This is a genomic window from Jatrophihabitans sp. (genome assembly GCA_036389035.1).
In the GTDB taxonomy this organism is placed as follows: domain Bacteria; phylum Actinomycetota; class Actinomycetes; order Mycobacteriales; family Jatrophihabitantaceae; genus Jatrophihabitans_A.
The window spans coordinates 52,099-70,832 of record DASVQQ010000040.1 but is presented as its reverse complement, the minus strand read 5'-3'; the positions used below and the strand labels follow the sequence as shown (position 1 = coordinate 70,832).

Below are 18,734 nucleotides of genomic sequence, written 5' to 3'. Positions count from 1 at the left end.
GCTCCCGACGCGGTCGCCGGCGCTGCCGGGCGGCGGGACGGGAGGACGGAGCGCGTGTCGGGTTCGGTCCGCGGCGCCGTGCGCGCCGACCTGGACGAGATCTTTCGCCGCGACTATCAGCAGGTGGTCGGCGTGGCTGCCCGGGTGCTGGGCTCGCGGGACCAGGCCGAGGACGTCGCCCAGGACGTCTTCCTGTCCTTCAGCCGCTCCTCGGTGCCGGCCGGGGACGCCCGCGGCTGGCTTTTCGTGGCCGCCGCCCACACCGCGCTGAACCTGCTCCGCTCGGGGCGCCGTCGCGCGTCGCGGGAGGAGACCGTCGCCGCGACCCAGGACGGCGTCGTGTCCGACGTCGCCGAGGTGGTGGTGACGCTCGAGGAGCGCAGCCACGTTCGGGCGGCGCTGGCCCAGCTGCCCCGCAAGCAGGCAATGGCCCTGGTGCTACGGCACAGCGGCCTGAGTTACGCCGACGTCGCCGCGGCGCTCGACATGTCCCCCGGCAGCGTCGGCACCACCGTGCGACGCGCCGAATCCGCTCTGCGCAAGGAGTTGAACCGTCATGGGTCATCTGACTGAAGGCGTGCTGCGCCGGCTGCTCGACGAGCCGGCCGGGGTGTCTGACGCCGACCGCCAGCACGTCACCGGCTGCCCGCAGTGCCTGAGCGCGCTGGCCGCCACCCGCTCCGACGCCGCGCTGGTCGGCGCGGCGCTGACCAGCGAGGCCGGCGCCGACGTCGATGTCGACGCGGCCTGGCGGCGGCTGTCGACCGCGCTTCCCGCCGCCCGGCCCGCTCTCCAACCCGAGCGGGTCCCCGCGCCGGCCCGCGCCGGCCGGGTGCGGGAGTTGCTGCGCCGTCCGGTGGTCGCGGCCCTGGCCGTCGCCCTGGTCTTCGCCGGCGCGGGCACCGCCGCCGCCAACGACTGGCTGCCGATCTTCCGGACCGAGAAGATCGCTCCGGTCAACCTCAGCGCCGCCGACCTCATCGCGCTGCCCGACCTGAGCGCGTACGGCAAGCTGGAAGTGACGGACGAGCCGGACGTGCGCGAGGTCGCCGATGCGGCGGCCGCGGCGGCCCGGAGCGGCCTGGACGTGCCGGAGGTGACCCAGCTGCCCCGCGGGGTCAGCGGCGAGCCGGTCTACCAGGTGGGCGGCAAGGTGAGCGCCACCTTCACCTTCTCGGCCGAGCGCGCCGCCCAGGCCGCCGGCCAGGAGGGCCGGACCCTGCCGCCTCCGCCGCCCGGCCTGGACGGCAGCTCGGTGCGGCTGGTCGCCGGCCCGGGCGTGGCCCTGACCTGGAAGTCCGACGCGGGGGCGCCCGCCCTGCTGGTGGGTCGCGCCGTGGCGCCCACGGCGTCCTCCTCGGGTGTCCCGTTCGAGGTGGTGCGCGACTACCTGCTGTCGCTTCCCGGGTTGCCCGACAACGTCGCCGAGCAACTGCGCGCGTTCACCGCGGACGGCTCCACGCTGCCGCTGCCGGTGCCCGCCGATGAGGTCACCAGCAGGCCGAGCAAGGTGAACGGCGTGCCGGCCACGGTGCTGCAGACCCGCAACGGGATGCTGGCGGCCGTGGTGTGGGTGGCCGATGGCGCGGTGACCGCGGTGGCCGGTTCGCTGGATGATGATGAGGTGCTCTCGATCGCCCGGGGCCTGAAGTGACGGCCGACCTCGACGCCGTAGGCGCCGCGCAGCGCGAGGCGGCGCAACTGGTCGCCGGCCTGCCGGCCACGCCGGCCGTCTGGTGCTCGGGCCTGCGCAAGCGGTACGGCAAGCGCCAGGCCGTCGAGGACGTGTCCCTACAGGTGGGCCGCGGCGACGTGGTCGGGCTGCTCGGTCCGAACGGGGCGGGCAAGACCTCGGTGATCAAGATGCTGCTGGGCCTGGTCCGTCCCGACGCGGGAGAGGTGATGCTGCTCGGGCGCTCGGCTGCCGACCCGGCCGCGCGGGCCCGGGTCGGCTACCTGCCCGAGCTGTTCCGGTACCAGCCGTGGTTGAGCGCGTCCGAGGTGCTGACCTTGCACGTCCGGCTGTCCGGGATCGAGGTGAGCGCCCGGGCGCAGCAGGAGTGCCTGGCGTTGGTGGGCCTGGCCGAACGGGTCGGCGACCGGGTGGGCGGCTTCTCCAAGGGGATGCAGCAGCGCCTCGGGCTGGCGGTCGCCCTGGTGGCCGGGCCGGAGCTGGTCGTGCTGGACGAGCCGACCAGCGCGCTGGACCCGCTCGGGCGGGTCGACGTGCGCGACATCGTGCTGGAGCTGAAGTCGCGTGGCGTGGCGGTGCTGCTGAACTCGCACCTGATCGGCGAGGTCGAGCGGGTCTGTGACCGGGTGGTGATCCTGGACCGGGGGCGGGTCGCCGCGTCGGGCACGCTCGCCGAGCTGCTCGGCCAGCGGGAGCTGAAGCTGCACCTGACCGACCTGCCTGCCGCGGCGCAGGCGCGGCTGGCCGCGACCGGGATCCTCGAGCGGTCCGGCGACTGGTTCACGGTGGCGCTGCCGGCCGACGACGACGGGACGGCCGTTCCTGACCTGGTGCGTGACCTGGCCGCTCTCGGGGCGCGGGTGCACGCGGTCGAGCCGGCCCGGATCACCCTGGAGGAGCGGCTGCTCGGCATCCTGCGAGCGGGCGCTGACGCCCGGGCGGAGGATGGGCGATGACGACCGTGCTGACCATCGCCGCGCTCACCCTGCGTGAGGCGGCCCGCCGGCGGGTGCTGTTCGCCCTGGCCGTGCTCACCGTCGTGCTGCTCGGGCTGAGCGGCTGGGGGTTCTCCCGCCTGGCCGCGGAGTCGGGCGGCAGCGCGCTGACCAGCGGCGAGGCCAGGCTGACGGCGTCCATCGTGCTGAACCTGGTGATGTTCGGCTACAGCCTGATCGCGGCGCTGGGCACCGCCTTTCTCGCCGGCCCCACGCTGTCGGGCGAGACCGAGTCGGGCATCGCGCTGGCGCTGCTGGCCCGCCCGATCCGCCGGTCGCAGTTTTTGCTGGGTAAGTGGCTGGGGCTGGTGGCCTTCGGCAGCGGCTTCGTGGTGCTCGCGGGCCTGGCCCAGTGCCTGGTGGTCAAGGCGACGGTGGATTACTGGCCGCCGCAGCCAGTGGCCGCCCTGGCGTTGCTGGCCGCGCAGACCACGGTGCTGCTCACCCTGGCGGTGCTGCTCTCGACGGCGATCTCTCCGATGGCTTCGGGCGTGGTCGCGGTCGGGTTGTTCTGCACGACCTGGGTGGCCGGCGTGGTGGGCGGCGTTGGGGCGTCGCTGGGCAACGAGGCGGTCGCCCGGGTGGGCACCGTGTCGCGGATGCTGCTGCCCACCGACGGCCTGTGGCGCGGGGCGATGAACGCGTTCCAGGACCCGTCGGCGCTGGCGGTGTTCGGCGGCGCGGACGGCGAGGCGTTTCCGTTCCTGAGCGCGGCGCCGCTGACGCTGGGTTACCTTGCCTGGGCCGCGGTGTGGGTGGCTCTGGTGTGGGGGCTGGCGGCGACGTCCTTCGTGCGCAAGGACCTGTGATCGGTTAGGAGTCGGTGTCCGCTCGAAAATCTGCCAAGTTCACCACGGAGCCCACCTCAAAGGTCACCGTTCCTGGCCCGTAGATCTCCAGCTTCTCAACCAGGCGCCGGGGTATCTCCGGCGTGTCCGAGGTATAGAGGATGCGCATCCCGGTGGCGTAGTCCGGCCCCCAGCTGTGGAGCCTGATTCCGGCAGCCTTGAACTCAGGCGCCAGAGCGTAGATCAGGTCCATCAGGTGCTCGATCTCCGTCGCGCTCAAAGCGGCGGCCTCGAAGACGATCGACACCCCCTCAGGCGCGAGAGCCAGGTATCGCTGAAGGTCAAAATCGTCATGCGTCAATGACTTGCGGTAGATCTGCAATCGGGCGTTGCGCACGTCTGTGTAACTGACGGTGTACGCGGGATCGTTCTTACCGACTTCGTCTGCCGCGGTGGCTACCCGGCCGATCACTTCTTGGAGCGCCCAGTCGATGTCCGCACCTTCTACCGCGGGATTCTCGTTCACGGTCGCCTTCTTCGCTGAGGATGGTGTCGGTACCGGTTGACCCGGAGCGCGTACGGGCCCAGCTGCGCTAACGCCGGTTGTAAGCACTAGGCACATCGACATGCCTATGCATAACAGAGCGCCCTTTTTCATTTGTCCCCAGTTTCAGGCCGGTTAGCCGAAGTATGAATAGAGAGTATTTGATAGCCGCCTTAAGAGTCAACGGGTGCTTTTGATCGAGGCTTACGCTGCACAGCTCCAGGCAACCACGAGCCGCCAAGAGTGTCGTTGTGAGATCACTTGATCTGACCTGAATCTGATAGTGCCCACGGTCGACCAGGGCGGTGGCAATCAGTGCACTCCGAGAAGCGGCCATCGATGAGGGAGATACAGCAATGAGCTCGCGTCCTCGGTCGGGGCCTGCCATGCGCCTGAATACGGTCCGCCTTAAGCTACCAGGTGCCGGCAATTTCCTGAATGCCTACGTCCTTTTGATTCGACGGAACTCAATTTCATTAATTCCAGTCACACACCCTTCATCGAATTCGATTTCAAGCAGGCACATGACCTCCTGGCGAGTCCACCACTTCGGCTTCCACTGTTGCTGTACGAAGTATTGAGCAGCCGCAGCCGTGCCATACGTGTGAACTCCGGAAAAGACGAGGCATCTACCCCTCTCCGAACTCCAGGGATTTGCCACTCGGAGAATCAGGGCGTAGTCCTTCTTCACTTGTTGGAGGCTGCCATCGATTTGTAGCCCTCCGAAGGACCGCCAGCTTGAGTCAGGCATGCGAAGCGAGATCCGGTCGCCGCTGATAGTGGGATGCCCATGTTCTTGTTTCACTCCGAGCCTCTCGCTGCACTTGACCAGCAGCTTCCTGGTTGCTTCGTTTCGACTCGGCCCCCCCATCGAGACGAAACTACTGCGCAACTCCGATACTTTTAGATCCTTTTCGGCTAGGCGTACATCAATAGGATCGCGCCTGCGTCTCCAGTAGGCTCGAGTCAACGAAGGAGTGACTGCTGCGATCGCTTGAACTGGCCCTAGCCCTACAACTGGAAGCCGATAGGCACGGGTTTCAACGGAATCGCGCGCTGGAACAAAGAAAATGACGTAGTCGGAATTATTGGACTTAGGAATTTGCCATAGTCGTCGAGCCGGCACTATGGATGCCAGCGTAGCTAGCGCTGCCAGTATTATCGCGGCACCAACGTTAGACGCGACATCACCAATGAAGCCCATTACGCGCCCTCCGGAAGTGTCCCTGTGTTTGCAATGTCTACCGCGCTGCAGTGCCACCTGCAATGGCGGCATCGAGCCGACCTTGATCAGATGACCAGCCACTCCAACTCGCTAGGCCCCAGTCCTCGGCGGGCAGCTTCGCGTTCCTTAGTGGGACCGGTCAGAACACAAGACGTCAGCTTTAAGACGCTCTCTGGACTGTCGCTATGCAGTTCATCGTCGCTTGGTTGGCACTCACGCATGCAAAGCGCAATCCACACCGTCCATCACCCGCTTGCATTGACATGTGAGCATCCGCAAGGTTTGTCCTCGGCGTCGCCGCCCTGGGACGAGTTGCCGAATGGTGTCAATGCAGACCCGGCAGCCAATCTGGAGGAACCGGTGAGGTCAGCCCGCGCCGGCTGGTCAAGGAGATGGATGCGGCCCAACGAATCGTCGGTCACGCGGCCTGCAGGAGGAGTGCTATACCTGGTTGATCGTGGGCGTTCGTGGCAGGTTTTGTTCTTCCTCAGCCCGCGGTACACCCGGCCCGAGCCGATCATCAACCATGTCACGCGAGACCGCCGACCTGCGCGGTATTGGCTTGATCGCGCCTCTATGTTGAATCCATGGCATCGGTCAAGCAGGTCCAGGTCACGTTCGACTGCGCGGATCCTGAGCGCGTCGCTCGGTTCTGGTGCGAGGTGTTGGGCTACGTCGTGCCGCCGCCACCGCCAGGTTTCGCCACCTGGGGCGATTTCGATCGCTCGTTGCCTCCCGAGCGTCAGGGTTCGGCGTTCGCGTGCATCGATCCCACCGGGGTGGGTCCCCGGCTGTTCTTCCAGCGCGTCCCCGAAGGCAAGGTCGTCAAGAATCGGGTGCATCTTGATGTGCGGGCCGGCACCGGGCTCGTCGGTGAAGAGCGCCTGGCCGCACTTGAGGCCGAAGGCGAGCGACTGGTCTCGCTCGGCGCGACACGCGTGCGACTGCTGACTGCCGATGGCTTCAACGAGTCGTGCCTGGTGATGCAGGACGTCGAGGGCAACGAGTTCTGTCTCGACTGAGAGAGAGAATTTGGTCGGAGTCCGCGGCGGTGCCGTCGAAGAGATCAACGCCGACGCGTACGGCGACGGGCTGTCCTTGCCTGGCAATCTCCGAGGGGTGTAGAACCGAAGCGCAGGCGCGGATCTCCGCCATGGCAGCACCGGCAAGTGCGGCAAGTGCGCGGCGCGGAATACGTCCCCCACAGGAGTGCTGATGCCCCGAATTGCCTTCCACCCAGGTCGCCACATCACCCCCGGTCACGCCGACGAGTGGTCAAGCCGCTGAAAGATGCCACAGACACTCGGTCTTCTCGCCGCCCTCGTGGCTTCGGCGATATTGCTGGCACCGTCAACCGCGTCCGCGGACACCAGCATCGTCCGCTACTACCTCGTGGGCGGTGCCGGAAGCTACACACAAACATTCTGGGAAAGGGGTTGCCTCGTCGGGTCCATGTTCCTGGGCGCCACCCGAGCACAAGGCGAGTGGACGGTGACTTACGGGTTCATCACCCATGACCAGTGCGCTGACTACGTCATGCTTCAGGACGTTATGGGCACAGTTACTCCTACAGTTGCCGAACTGGATCCGCAGCTTGATTCGCTGAGGATCGTTGCAGCCCTGCCGCAACTGGATGGAACTGTGCAGGATGTTGAGCTTGTCTTCACCGCTACTGGCCCCTTCTTGCAGGACAGGGGCACCGTTCGCGACATCCTGCCCGGAGCCGAGGGCCATACGTTCGTCTATCACTCAGGTACTGGCCGGCTCCGGCAGGCGACCACTACGTGGAACGGCCTTACCTTCAGCGCGATCCTCTACACCGGGCTCCACAGCCCCGTCATCGAGGTTCGGCGCGGTTGAGGGCCTATCAACAGGGAGCATCGGCCGCGCAGGCGGGTCAAGCTTAGAGATCTATTGCTTCGCCAAGGCCGCCGGCGTCTCGGTGGTCGCATCCGCGATCAACCGCATCTCCGGCATGGCGCTGGTCCATTACTAGTCGATCGATCGATCGGTGATCAACGGTCGGACGTCACGCACATCCGCGCCCGATAGGGTCCTCGTGGCATAGCGGCGCGGGTAGGGGACCCAGATGAGCGTTGTCGAAGACGTCCCCACTCCTCAGGTCGTCATCGACCAGGATGTGCTCGATCGCAACATCACCCGCATGGCGGCCAACGTGCGAGAGAAGGGCCTGCGGTTGCGGCCGCACGCCAAGACGCACAAGGTGCTCCAGATCGCCGACCGGCAGCTGGCGGCCGGCGCCGTCGGACTCACGGTGGCCACGATCGGTGAGGCGGAGGTGTTCGCCGACCACGGGGTGGACGACCTGTTCATCGCCTACCCGCTATGGCTCACCGAGGCGCAGGCAGAGCGATTGCGCCGGCTCAGCACTAAGGCCCGGATCTCGATCGGGGTCGATTCGGTGGAAGGCGCCAGGACTGTCGGCGCTGCCTTGAACGGCGCCGCCGGCAAGATCGCCGTGCTCGTGGAGATCGACAGCGGACACCACCGCAGCGGTGCGCATCCAGGCTCGGTGGTGGAGGTGGCGCAGGCCGCGCACGAGGCGGGGCTCCGGGTCGAAGGAGTCTTCACCTTCCCCGGCCACAGTTACGCGCCCGGGATGCCGCAGCAGGTGGTCGAGCAGGAACAGGCAGCGCTCGCCGAGGCCACGGAGCTCTTGACGGCCGCCGGCTTCGACGTGACCCGGCGCAGTGGCGGCTCGACCCCGACAGCGACCCTGACCGGATCTTCGGTGGTGACCGAGGTGCGTCCGGGTGTCTATGTGTTCGGCGACGCGCAACAACTGGAGCTGGAGCGATGCGCCTGGGATGACATCGCCTTGACGGTCGCCGCCACCGTCGTCAGCCGCACCGACGTCAGTTTCAACGACATCGGCCGGGGATCTCCGCGGCGGCTCATCCTCGACTCCGGCAGCAAGGTGCTCGGCACTGACCGGCCCGCCTGGGCGACCGGCCACGGCCGCCTGATCGACCACCCTGAAGCTCGGATCACCGCGTTGTCCGAGCACCACGCCACCGTTGTCTGGCCTGAGGAAAGCCCGCTACCGGCGCTCGGCGAGCGACTGCGGGTGGTCCCCAACCACGTGTGCATCACGATGAACCTCGTCGACGACGTCGCCGTGGTCAGCGCGGGACAGCTCGTCGACCGGTGGGCCGTGGCGGCTCGCGGCAGGAACAGCTAGCCAGGAATGGTGGCCCAGCGAGTAACAGTCACCGTCGCAGAGTTCGAGTAGCTCCGGACCGTCATGGTGATCCGGACCCGTCCCGGGTGCACGGCAGCGCCTGAGAAGGCGAAGATCGAGCCAGAACTCACCGTGGAGCCCGAGGGGTCCATACATGAGGTCAAGCCCGATCCAGGGTGGCCGCTCCACTCGTAAAGGATGCGGCCGTCCTGCTCCACGGTGGTGCTCTCGCCGTAGGTGTCGGTGCCCGGCGTGCAGCCGGACAGCAGTCCGGTCACCTGGATGGCCGGCACCAGGTTCTCTTCCGCGATTCCGGCGTCGAAGATGAAGATCGGGCTGGTCACCGGGCTGATCTTGAGCTTCAGGCGTTCTGCTCGAGGCGCGGCTCCCGCGGGGGTCGCGACGATCACCGATGTCGCAACCAGGGCGACCGCTCCAAGGACGTTGAATGTGCGCATGCTTGCGATGCTGCCATCTTGACGGCTTCGCCGTCGGTACTCTCGCGAGATGCGACCCCTCCGTTACTCCATCAACGTCACCTTGGACGGGTGTTGCGACCATCGAGCAATGCCTGCGGACGAAGACTTGCATCGTCACGCGGTCGAGAACCTCAAACAGGCCGATGCCCTCCTCTTCGGCCGGGTGACTTACGACATGATGGAAACAGCGTTTCGGCCGCCGGCGCAGACGGCGGGGAGGCCTGACTGGACGGAACCCTTCGCCCAGACGATCAGCGCGGCCAAGAAGTACGTCGTGTCGAGCACCCTGGAGCAGGTCGATTGGAACGCCGAACTCGTGCGCGGAGATCTGGGCGAGGCGGTTCAGCAGCTCAAACGGGAGCCGGGCAAGGGACTGTTCGTAGGTGGTGTGCAGCTGCCACTGGCGTTGACGGAGCTGGGACTGATCGATGAGTACGAGTTCGTGGTGCATCCCAGGATCGCCGGCCACGGGCCGACGTTGTTCGCGGGGCTGTTGAAGCACGTCGACTTGAAGCTCGTGAGTCGGCTGGAGTTCGACTCAGGCGCAGTGGCACAGCGGTACGAGCCAAGACGGTAGTCCTCGGGCTTGCTAGCCCCAGCGGGGCCGTTTATCCACAATTCGACCCTTGAGCGGCAGGCCGTGTATTGGCGCCGTCACGCTCTCGCACGTTGATCTTGAAAACCTTCCGAGGGTGAGGAGTGGCGAGCGCGCCGTCGATCGTGGAGGGTGAGGTTCGCGTTGGTGCGCCGTCGGCAGCTGGACTCGGTGCTATCCGACTACCCGACCGAGCCGCGATGTCGGGCGCTGCAGCGCTAGGTGAGCCGACACCGCGGGTGACCGCTATGGCACGTCGATTAGATGAGGGTTGCGGCCAGCGCGCAGGACGTGATGAGTGCGAGCAAGAGGTTGTAAACGGTACTCGGCACAAGCACGAAGTGAACGAGCCAGAGGGCGGGCACCGTCACCATGACAAGCCGAGCCCAGCGCTCCGCTCGGCGGAAGCTCACGAACAGGATGACGAGGAGCACTGCACTCAAAGCAAGCCACGTGGCCGCCCAAGCCCTGACTAGAACGTCGCCGCCACCCGAGCGGAGCCACGGCTCTGGAAGAGCCGACGGGAAGGCCAACATCCTCAGCGAGACCAGCACGCTGAGTACTTCGCTTAGCACGAGGGTTAAGAAACCGAGCTTCGCCCATGTTCCCTTCCGCGACACTTCCACAGAATCCTGTCCTCTCAGGCCGTGAGCACGCTGCCTAGCCTGGTACCGGCGCGTGCCACGTTCGTCTGGCCTCAACGACCCAGAACGAGAAGAAAAGGAGGATCTCCCATGCCTCAAGAATGATCACAGTGGATTCGGACTTGATTACAAACTCGAGGACCAAGGCCAACGGAATCCCGGCCACCATGAGCCAGAAGACCGTTCGGTGACGAGGGTCGCCTGGGCTTCCGAACCTGCCCGGCCAAGCATGGGCAGCGACGGCCATCGCCAGGCTCGCAAAAAGCAGAATCGCGGCACTCACATGCACGTTCGCGAAGTGGTCGTGGAAAATGCCATTCACCACCACCAGCACGAGAAAAACACCCACGAGCACATTGGCAACTATTAGTACCCACCTCGTGATTGGTCGTTGCCACAAAGTTGGAAGAGTCCAGTGACCAAGGCGCCATTCCATGCCGACGAAGAGGAGCGTCGCTAACACTACGGCTGCTATGGAAGCCCGAAGTCCGAACAGTGCCTCGCTGCGGTCTGCCTCGGAGAGCTTCGCGAGGTCATCCGCCAGCGTGTTGGGCACGAATGCTACGAAGAAGGCGAAGAAGCCGGCCAAATTCAAGGCGTAGTCCTCGAATGGCGGGAACCCACGGTAGACGATCAGGCAGACCGCGATGCCGACCATTGCTCCGACGAAGAGGTCTCGGACAGGCTGCCCGTAATACGCGCTGATGGAGTCCTCGACTGTTCCTCTGAGGGCTAAAGCGAGTATCGCGAGCAGAATCAGCGCTGGCAAGGTCGCCAACATCAGCCTCAAGTGACGGTACGTCTCCCTGGCTAGGACATCCGTCCCAGTGGCTGCCGTGCCCGAAGCCGCGCCCCGTCCACTGTCATAGCTTTCGTTCATACACGAATCGTCCCGCTACCGGCACCCTTTGTCGAGACGCATCTTTCCGTCATCAAGTAGCGCGTGTGGGGTGGAGGCAAGTCCGACGAAAGCCCGAAGAAAAGGCCTCACGCCGCCCAATTTGATCGTCTACTATCGCTTAATTTTCGGATACCGCACCAACCTAAAACGTAGCGCGGTCGTTGGCTCCGGCTTTGGCCCGCTGCAGCAGTACTTCGACGACCGGGCGGTCGAGGAATTTCGTCCATATCCACGATTTCGCGTAAGCGAGGTTGACACGGACGTACGCACTCTCATGTCGATGTGCGCTCGCCTATCCCGACGCTGCCTCACGTCAGTTTAGGTGGTATCGGCGCGACATCCGTTGACCTGTCTGGGCGACCGTCGTTGGTGCCGATGTCCCACGACTGTCGCCGATAGCGGTGATGATAGAGCGATGACGACCTATTCCGGCACGAAGGAGTTCGAAGGCGCGGCCTTCGTCAGGGCGAGCTTCAAGGGCGCCACCCTGCGATTCTCCGATGTCAGCGGTGTGACGATGCGCGGCGTTGATGTGGACGGACTCGACATCGACAGCCACGACCTGTCCTTCGGCAGCCTCTTCGTCAATGGGGTCGACGTGGTGCCGCTAGTGGAAGCCGAGCTCAACCGGCAGTTCCCGGGTCGCGAGCTGCAGAAGGCGCAGACGCCCGCCGGCCTGCGCGAGGGTTGGGCCGCTGTGCAGTCCGCGTGGCAGACGACGGTGGCGAGCACGCCGCCGGACCTGGCGGACGCCCACGTCGAGGACGAGTGGTCCTTGGCCCAGACCCTGCGGCACCTCATCCTGGCGACCGACGCCTGGCTCCGCGGCGGGATCCTGCGGATGCAGCACCCGTTCCACGAGATCGGTCAGATCTTCACCGGCGCCGACAAGATGGGCTTCGACATGTCGATCTTCCGCGCCGAGCCGCCGGCCTACGAGGAGGTCCTCGCGGTACGGGCCGAGCGACAGCAGCTGGTGACCGACTTTCTCGCCACGGCCACGGCAGAACTGCTCGCCGAGGTTCGCGAGAACCCGTGGGGCGGCGGTGACTGGCATCCCAGCGTCGGTGACTGCATTCGCGTGATCCTGGAGGAGGAATGGGCGCACCTGCGCTACATCCGACGGGATCTCGCTCGTATGCGTTGAGCCAGAATGAGCTAGTCAGGACGAGCGCCCGCTCGTGCTGCGCTCCGGGTCGAGCGGATGCTGCGGCTGTCCGGGCGCCGCCTGGATCTCAGCGCGCCCTTCGCCGACGCTCAGCTGCTCGACGGATCACGGCTGCACGTCGTCATCCCGTCCATCACCCGCCTGCATATAGCGGTCAACATCTGCAAGTTCGTCCTCGGCGTCGCCGGACTGGACGAGCGTCGACGAGCGCGCGATGCGAGGCGCACCTGGGAAGTGGCGTCGTCACCCTCTCACCGCGTCAGCGTGGCGATGGGCCACCCGCCACTGACCGTCCTCTCGGCGGTAAACCTGAGTGGCGCGCAGGGTGTAGGTGCGGGGCTCACCCTCGACGGACGCTGAGGTGTGTTCGAAGCCCTCCGTATAGGCCATGTCGCCCACGACGTCATAGGACAGCAGTTCGAACTCGTACGACGAGCAGTCGGAGAAACGCTCGCCCAGCGTAACGAAGAGTTCGTCCAGTTCCTGCTGGCCGTGCGCGTTCATCATTGCGCCCAAGACGCTGACGGGATCACGGCGGGACCAGACCGCCCGCCGGGGTGCGGGATCGCCATTGTGAACGGCGACCTCCGCGTCATACAGCGCCGTCTGGAGCCAGGCAAGAAAGTCGTCGCCGTCAGTCATGGCTCCATCATGGTGCGTCCCGCCTGCTGGTGCACCTCCGCCAGCTCGTCGGCGCGCCAGTCCGCCGGCGCCTCGTCGGGTACGGAGGCACCACCGCAGGCGTGACCTGCTCCGACGCCGACTGAGCAGGCGCCTCGGACTCGCTTCGGTCCGCTGCAGCAGTACTTCGACGACCGGGCCGTCGAGGAGGTTAGTACGAAACCACGAGGTGGCAACGCCCTCTCATGCCGATGAGCGTGCGCGGACTCACCGATGGAACGGCGCGTGGAACTCCACGACGCCGGGTCCCAGCACCTCGTTGTGTTCCTGGTCGCCGCCGTACTCCGTCCAGTGCCAGCGCCCACCTCGGATTGAAACCCGGAGGACGCGGCCCTCTGAGGACACACTGTCCGCGTCGAGCGTGAGCACCTGCCTGTCGTCCAGGCGGATCAGCACGCCAGCGCCGTCGGTCGCGGCATCCGTGAGTTGATGCCAGTTGTCGAATGGCCGACCGAACCAGCCCGAGGGAAGGCGGAGGCTTGCGACCTCATGCTCGGCGAAGAAGGCGTTGACGGCATCCGCGATGGCCGAGGAGTCAGCCGAGGAGGTCACCCGGCCCATCATCCACGACCGCGTGGACGACGCGCCTCCGAAACGCATTCACATGCCGCGATTCGAGCGGCCCTAGGCGTCGCAACCGAGGAGATCTGGACGCTGTGACAAGGTGCGCTAACAGTGGCCCCAACCTAGGCTGCCTGCCGAGCGGCGACCGGACGCATATCAGGCTTGCGTTGAGCCAGAATGAGCTAGTCAGACTGAGGCGACTAGACGGACTGTCTATGCAACGGTCATGCCGGCCTGCTCGCTCTGCTTCACGTCGGTGTGATGGTTATCCACAAATGGATTTTTAAGCGGTAGGCCGCGCATTGGCCCGTTACGCTCTCGCAGGTTGATCTTGAAACCTACCGGGGGTGAGCAGTGGCGAGCGCGCAGTCGATCGTGGAGGGCGAGGTCCGCGAGCTGGTGCGCCGCCGGCAACTGGACCCGGTGCTGGAGCCCGAGGCGACCCGGCGGCTGGTCGATGAGGTGCTGTCGGACTACCTGGACCGGGCCGCGATGTCGGCGCTGCCGCCCCTCGGCGACGCCGACGCGGCGGCCCGCACGGTCTTTGACCAGGTGGCCGGCTTCGGCCCGCTGCAGCAGTATTTCGACGACCGGGCCGTCGAGGAGATCTGGATCAACGAGCCCGGCCGGGTGTTCATCGCCCGGCACGGCCGCTCCGAACTGACCACAGTGATCCTCACCAGCGACGAGGTCGCTGACCTGGTCGAGCGGATGCTGCGGCTGTCCGGTCGCCGCCTGGATCTCAGCACGCCCTTCGTCGACGCCCAACTACCCGACGGCTCGCGCCTGCACGTGGTCATCCCGTCCATCACCCGCCTGCACATGGCGGTCAACATCCGCAAGTTCGTCCTCGGCGTCGCCGGTCTGGACGAGTTGGTGCGGCTCGGCTCGCTGCCCATACCGGCCGCCCGGTTTCTGGAAGCCTCGGTCGCCGCCGGGCTGAACATCCTGGTCTCGGGCAGCACCCAGGCCGGCAAGACCACCATGCTCAACGCGCTGTGCGCGGCTATCCCGGCGACTGAGCGGGTGATCACCGCCGAGGAGGTCTTCGAGTTACAGGTGCCGCTGCCCGACGTGGTGTCGATGCAGACCAGGCAGCCCAACCTGGAGGGCACCGGTGAGATCAGCCTGCGGCGGCTGGTCAAGGAGGCGCTGCGGATGCGGCCCAACCGGATCATCGTCGGCGAGGTACGGCAGGAGGAGTGCCTGGACCTGCTGATCGCGCTGAACTCCGGGCTGCCCGGCATGTGCACGCTGCACGCCAACTCCGCCCGCGAGGCGCTGGTGAAGATGTGCACCCTGCCGCTGCTGGCCGGTGAGAACGTCAGCGCCGCGTTCGTCGTTCCGACGGTGGCCGCCTCGGTCGACCTGGTGGTGCACCTGGGCGCGGACCACCGGGGCCAGCGCCGGGTGCGTGAGATCGTCGCGGTCACCGGACGGGCCGAGGGCGAGGTCATCGAGACCTCGGAGATCTTCGGTTACCGGCAAGGCCAACTGCGCCGCGGCGACGGCTACCCGCCGCATCGCGAGCGATACGAGCAGGCCGGTCACGACCTCGCCGAACTGCTCGGGCAGGACGACCGCCCAGGCCGTGGAGCTCCAGCTGTCACGGCTGCCGGCGCCGTCCGGTCGGGAGCCTGACGTGGGCGCCTTCGTGGGACTGCTCGCGGGCGTCGGCCTGCTGCTGATCTGGCGCAGCGGTACCCGGGCGCCGCAACGCAATCCGGCGCGGCTGGGTTGGGCAACGCGCCGGGACGAACTGATCCGGCAGGCCGGAATCGAGTCGGTCAGCTCGGCGCAGCTGCTCAGCCTGCAGGTGATCGCGGCGGTGCTGGCCGGGTTGCTGGTGCAACTCGTCACTGGCACGCTGGCCGTCGCCGCCTGCTTCACGGTGTTCGCCTTTCTCGGGCCGCTGGCCGTCGTCCGGCGGCTGCGCCAGCGCCGCCAGGTCGCGCTGCGCGAGCTGTGGCCCGAGGCCATCGACAACCTGGCCTCGGCCGTGCGGGCCGGAATGTCCTTGCCGGAAGGGGTGTCCGCGCTCGGGATCCGCGGGCCCGAGCCGCTGCGTCCGGCGTTCGCCCGGTTCGGGATCTCCTACCGGGCCAGCGGCCGGTTCGCCGAATGCCTGAGCGCGTTGAAGCACGACCTGGCCGATCCGGTGGGGGACCGGGTGTGCGAGACGCTGCGGGTGGCACGCGAGGTCGGCGGCAGCGACCTGGGCACCGTGCTGCGCACGCTGTCGGAGCTGCTGCGGGTGGACGCGCGGACCCGTGCCGAGTTGGAGACCCGCCAGGGCTGGACGATCAGCGCGGCCCGGCTCGCGGTCGCCGCGCCGTGGATCGTGCTGCTGTTGCTGGGTGCCCAGTCCTCGACGCTGCAGACCTTCGACTCCTCCGGCGGCGTGCTGCTGCTGGGCATCGGCGCCGCGGTGTGCCTGCTCGCGTACCGGATCATGGTTCGGATCGGGCGGTTGCCCGAGGAGCCCCGGGTACTGCGATGACCAGTGTGTTTGCGATGACCGGCGTGGTGCGATGACCAGCTGGTGGCTGGGCGCCGTCCTCGGACTGGTGGCGGCGCTCGGCGCGCTGCTGGCGATCCGCTCGGCGCCGCCGATGCGAGCGATCCGGCTCAGTGACCGGATCGCGCCCTATCTCGCCGACACCCCGGCGCCGTCCCGGCTGCTCGCTCGTTCGGCTGGGCCGGCTCCGCCGCTGGACGTGGTGCGGCGGCTGCTCGGCCCGGCAGCAGCTGGCCTGGTCCACTGGCTGGACCGGATGGTCGGCGGCTCGGCATCGGTGCGCCGCAGGCTCGGCGGCCTAGGACTGCCCGCCGACGTCGAGAACTTCCGGATGGAACAGGTGGTGTGGGGTGGCCTGGGCGTGATCGGCGGCGCCGTCAGCCTGGCCGGCCTGACCTACCTGCGCGCTGGCCTGGACCCGGTGCTGGTCGCCGGGGCGGCGCTGCTCGGCGCGGTCGGCGGAGTGCTGGCTCGCGATTGGTGGCTCACCCAGCAGGTGCAGCGACGCGAACGGGCCATGCTCGCCGAGTTCCCGGTGATCGCTGACCTGCTCGCCCTCGCAGTGCTGGCGGGCGAGGCGCCGATCGATGCCATGCAGCGGGTCTGCCGGTTGACCAGGGGCGAGCTGACCCGAGATCTGCAAGGCGTGCTGAACGAGGCCAGAGCCGGCAAGCCGATCACCAGGGCGCTGGGCGAGCTGGCCGAACGGACCACCCTGGAACCGTTCAGCAGGTTCATCCAGGGTCTGCTGGTCGCCATCGAGCGGGGCACGCCGCTGGCGGACGTGCTGCGCGCCCAGGCGACCGACGTCCGGGAGTTCTCCAAGCGGGCGCTGCTGGAGGCCGGCGGCCGCAAGGAGCTGCAGATGATGGTGCCGGTGGTGTTCCTGATCCTGCCGGTGACGGTGCTGTTCGCCCTCTACCCAGGACTGCTGACGCTGGTCTCGCTCACCAAGTAACCGCTGGACAACACACCGAACGGCACGCGCGTGCGAGCCGATGGAAGGGGAACGGAAGATGGTTCAGGCACAGTTGCTGGCCGCCTGGTTCGGCAACGGTTACCTGCGGGCGCAGCGCCGGCTTCGGGGTGCGGACTCCGCGCGCGGCGACGTGCCCGGCTGGGTGATGGTCACGGTGATGTCGGCGGGCCTGGTGGTGGTGATCTTCGGCGTGTTCAAGGCCAAGATCACCGATGCCGTCAGCAACGCGATCGACTCGGTGACCGGCGAGACCGGCAACTGAGGCGGTGGCTGGCCGCCGGCGACCTCGGGTGCTGATCGACGACCGCGGGTCCGCGGTCGTCGAGTTCTGTCTGATGTCGGTGCTGCTGGTGATGCTGCTGTTCGCGGTGCTGCAGGTCGCGGCGGTGTTCTACGTCCGGTCGGTGGCGTCGGCGGCGGCTGCTGACGGCGCCCGCTACGCCGCGAACGCGGGTGTGCCGGCGCAGGCCGGTGCTGAGCGCGCCGCTTCGTTGCTGGCCCAGGCGCTGAGCCCCGGGATGGCTCGGCGGTTGCCCTGCGCCGGCGGCTTGGTGGCCGAGGACGGAAGTGGCCTGGTGACCGCCGAGGTGCGGTGCCGCGGGACGATCAGGTCGGTCTTCCTGCCGATCGGCGCGCTGGTCACAGTTGACGTGAGCGGGCAGTCCCTCAAGGACGACCCATGAGATTGCCCCTGTCTCAACGGTGCAAACAGCTGCGGCGCTCGGGCGAGCAGGCCAGCGCGATCATCGAGTTCGTCTTCGTGGCGGTGCTGGTGCTGGTGCCGCTGATCTACCTGATCGTGGCTGTGGCAGTGGTGCAGCGCGCCCGGTTGGCCACCACCAACGCCGCTCGTGACGTCGGACGGGCGATCGCGACGTCGACCACGGCCGGCCAGGCCGAGGTTCGGGCCCAGGCCGCGCTGCGAGCCGCCCTGCGCGGTCAGGGCCTGACCTCGGCCGATGTGGAGTTGCGCTACGTCGAAGCGGGAGCGGACTGCCAAGGCCCGGCCACGGCGCCGTCGCTGGCCCCGGCATCGGTGTTCGCGATCTGCGTGATCAGGCATCAGCCGCTGCCGGCGATCCCCACCCTGCTGTCCGGACGCGGCGTGACGGTCATCGGCCGCTACCTGGTGCACGTCGACGACTTCCGGATCATCGCCCGATGAGCCGGCTGGTACTGCGCGATCGGCCACCCGGTCACCCGGCATTCAGGGACGACCGGGGCTCCACCATCCCGCTGATCCTCGGGTTCTTCCTGATCGGGTTATTAGTAGTCGCGGCAGCCGTGATGGCCAGTGACGCCTTCACCCAGCAGCGCGACCTGCAGAGTGTCTGCGACGGCGCGGCGGTGGCCGGAGCGAACGCGATCGACGGCCCGGCCGCCAGGACCAGGGAGCTGACCAGCACGCTGCCGCTGGCCGCGGTGCAGGCGGCAGTGCAGGATTATCTCGCCGCGGATTCCGGGCGTACCGAGGTGCTGGTGCAGGCCACGCTCGCCGCCGACGGCAGCACCGTGCTGGCCGACTGCCACGCGCACACCGAACTCGCCTTCGCCGGCCTCATCGGCCACCCGGACGGCATCGACCAGCGGGCCCGCTCCCAGGCCCAGGGCTTCGTCCAGTGATCACGCCGCTCGAACCGGCCGATAACCTCGTTTTCGGTTACGGACGGTGTTTGGATGTTTACCTTGTCAAGAGGTATGCTGATAACGCTTTCGACTCCGACAGCCGGGTCTCGCGCTTATGAGCGACGACTGCCG

Annotated in this window: 22 protein-coding genes; 16 read left to right on the top strand and 6 right to left on the bottom strand. The window is 67.2% G+C overall.

The features are described 5' to 3' along the window. The first annotated feature begins 54 nt into the window (after window positions 1–54). From VF557_20425 to VF557_20410, 4 genes are read left to right on the top strand one after another with little or no spacing between them, the layout of a single operon-like run. Window positions 55–573 (top strand): sigma-70 family RNA polymerase sigma factor, encoded by a 519-nt coding sequence (locus VF557_20425; protein HEX8082586.1) that lies wholly within the window; start codon window positions 55–57, stop codon window positions 571–573. Further along, window positions 557–1,654, top strand: coding sequence for a hypothetical protein (locus tag VF557_20420; GenBank protein ID HEX8082585.1), 1,098 nt, complete (start codon window positions 557–559; stop codon window positions 1,652–1,654). The genes VF557_20425 and VF557_20420 overlap by 17 nt, the downstream gene beginning before the upstream one ends. Then, complete coding sequence (locus tag VF557_20415) at window positions 1,651–2,649, top strand: ABC transporter ATP-binding protein (GenBank protein HEX8082584.1); 999 nt, start codon at window positions 1,651–1,653, stop codon at window positions 2,647–2,649. The genes VF557_20420 and VF557_20415 overlap by 4 nt, the downstream gene beginning before the upstream one ends. Next, window positions 2,646–3,497 (top strand): ABC transporter permease subunit, encoded by an 852-nt coding sequence (locus VF557_20410; protein HEX8082583.1) that lies wholly within the window; start codon window positions 2,646–2,648, stop codon window positions 3,495–3,497. Before VF557_20415 ends, VF557_20410 begins: the two co-directional genes overlap by 4 nt. 4 nt (window positions 3,498–3,501) lie before the next feature. Here the strand turns inward: VF557_20410 and VF557_20405 are convergent, their stop codons facing one another. Next, complete coding sequence (locus VF557_20405; protein HEX8082582.1) at window positions 3,502–4,002, bottom strand: hypothetical protein; 501 nt, start codon at window positions 4,000–4,002, stop codon at window positions 3,502–3,504. A 1,830-nt stretch (window positions 4,003–5,832) separates the two neighbouring features. On the opposite strand from VF557_20405, the gene VF557_20400 reads away from it, so the two are divergent. The 3 genes from VF557_20400 (at window position 5,833) to VF557_20390 (ending at window position 8,447) form a co-directional block, all read left to right on the top strand. Beyond that, window positions 5,833–6,267: a VOC family protein gene (locus VF557_20400; protein HEX8082581.1), complete on the top strand. Its 435-nt coding sequence runs from the start codon at window positions 5,833–5,835 to the stop codon at window positions 6,265–6,267. Window positions 6,268–6,535: 268 nt separating this feature from the next. Then, window positions 6,536–7,105, top strand: coding sequence for a hypothetical protein (locus tag VF557_20395; protein ID HEX8082580.1), 570 nt, complete (start codon window positions 6,536–6,538; stop codon window positions 7,103–7,105). Between the two features lie 229 nt (window positions 7,106–7,334). Further along, the gene (locus tag VF557_20390) at window positions 7,335–8,447 is read left to right on the top strand and encodes a D-TA family PLP-dependent enzyme (GenBank protein HEX8082579.1); all 1,113 of its coding nucleotides are present in this window, start codon (window positions 7,335–7,337) and stop codon (window positions 8,445–8,447) included. Here VF557_20390 and VF557_20385 read toward each other — a convergent pair. Then, a complete protein-coding gene (locus VF557_20385; protein HEX8082578.1) occupies window positions 8,444–8,905 on the bottom strand; it encodes a hypothetical protein in 462 nt (153 codons plus the stop codon). The two genes, VF557_20390 and VF557_20385, sit on opposite strands and share 4 nt — an antisense overlap. Before the next feature lie 49 nt (window positions 8,906–8,954). On the opposite strand from VF557_20385, the gene VF557_20380 reads away from it, so the two are divergent. Further along, a complete protein-coding gene (locus tag VF557_20380; protein HEX8082577.1) occupies window positions 8,955–9,503 on the top strand; it encodes a dihydrofolate reductase family protein in 549 nt (182 codons plus the stop codon). A 278-nt stretch (window positions 9,504–9,781) separates the two neighbouring features. On the opposite strand, the gene VF557_20375 is transcribed toward VF557_20380, so the two are convergent. Next, entirely contained in the window at window positions 9,782–10,075 is a 294-nt protein-coding gene (locus tag VF557_20375) for a hypothetical protein (GenBank protein ID HEX8082576.1), read from the bottom strand. A 106-nt stretch (window positions 10,076–10,181) separates the two neighbouring features. Next, on the bottom strand, window positions 10,182–11,045 hold the full coding sequence (locus VF557_20370) for a hypothetical protein (protein ID HEX8082575.1): 864 nt from the start codon (window positions 11,043–11,045) through the stop codon (window positions 10,182–10,184). Window positions 11,046–11,481: 436 nt separating this feature from the next. Here VF557_20370 and VF557_20365 point away from each other — a divergent pair, with 436 nt between their 5' ends. Further along, window positions 11,482–12,213, top strand: coding sequence for a DinB family protein (locus VF557_20365; protein HEX8082574.1), 732 nt, complete (start codon window positions 11,482–11,484; stop codon window positions 12,211–12,213). Between the two features lie 264 nt (window positions 12,214–12,477). On the opposite strand, the gene VF557_20360 is transcribed toward VF557_20365, so the two are convergent. Together VF557_20360 and VF557_20355 are read right to left on the bottom strand one after the other, a co-directional pair. Further along, entirely contained in the window at window positions 12,478–12,876 is a 399-nt protein-coding gene (locus tag VF557_20360) for a nuclear transport factor 2 family protein (GenBank protein ID HEX8082573.1), read from the bottom strand. A 246-nt stretch (window positions 12,877–13,122) separates the two neighbouring features. Next, entirely contained in the window at window positions 13,123–13,467 is a 345-nt protein-coding gene (locus tag VF557_20355; GenBank protein HEX8082572.1) for a hypothetical protein, read from the bottom strand. A 366-nt stretch (window positions 13,468–13,833) separates the two neighbouring features. Here VF557_20355 and VF557_20350 point away from each other — a divergent pair, with 366 nt between their 5' ends. From VF557_20350 to VF557_20320, 7 genes are read left to right on the top strand one after another with little or no spacing between them, the layout of a single operon-like run. Then, window positions 13,834–15,120, top strand: coding sequence for an ATPase, T2SS/T4P/T4SS family (locus VF557_20350; protein ID HEX8082571.1), 1,287 nt, complete (start codon window positions 13,834–13,836; stop codon window positions 15,118–15,120). A gap of 1 nt (window position 15,121) precedes the next feature. After that, window positions 15,122–15,979 (top strand): type II secretion system F family protein, encoded by an 858-nt coding sequence (locus VF557_20345; protein HEX8082570.1) that lies wholly within the window; start codon window positions 15,122–15,124, stop codon window positions 15,977–15,979. Between the two features lie 31 nt (window positions 15,980–16,010). Continuing rightward, window positions 16,011–16,955: a type II secretion system F family protein gene (locus VF557_20340; GenBank protein HEX8082569.1), complete on the top strand. Its 945-nt coding sequence runs from the start codon at window positions 16,011–16,013 to the stop codon at window positions 16,953–16,955. Between the two features lie 58 nt (window positions 16,956–17,013). Then, window positions 17,014–17,238 carry a hypothetical protein gene (locus VF557_20335; protein ID HEX8082568.1) on the top strand — a complete coding sequence of 75 codons (225 nt, stop codon included), beginning with the start codon at window positions 17,014–17,016 and terminating at the stop codon, window positions 17,236–17,238. A 28-nt stretch (window positions 17,239–17,266) separates the two neighbouring features. Then, window positions 17,267–17,659 carry a TadE/TadG family type IV pilus assembly protein gene (locus VF557_20330; GenBank protein ID HEX8082567.1) on the top strand — a complete coding sequence of 131 codons (393 nt, stop codon included), beginning with the start codon at window positions 17,267–17,269 and terminating at the stop codon, window positions 17,657–17,659. Continuing rightward, on the top strand, window positions 17,656–18,141 hold the full coding sequence (locus VF557_20325; GenBank protein HEX8082566.1) for a hypothetical protein: 486 nt from the start codon (window positions 17,656–17,658) through the stop codon (window positions 18,139–18,141). Before VF557_20330 ends, VF557_20325 begins: the two co-directional genes overlap by 4 nt. After that, window positions 18,138–18,599 carry a pilus assembly protein TadG-related protein gene (locus tag VF557_20320; protein HEX8082565.1) on the top strand — a complete coding sequence of 154 codons (462 nt, stop codon included), beginning with the start codon at window positions 18,138–18,140 and terminating at the stop codon, window positions 18,597–18,599. The genes VF557_20325 and VF557_20320 overlap by 4 nt, the downstream gene beginning before the upstream one ends. Window positions 18,600–18,734: the final 135 nt, after the last annotated feature.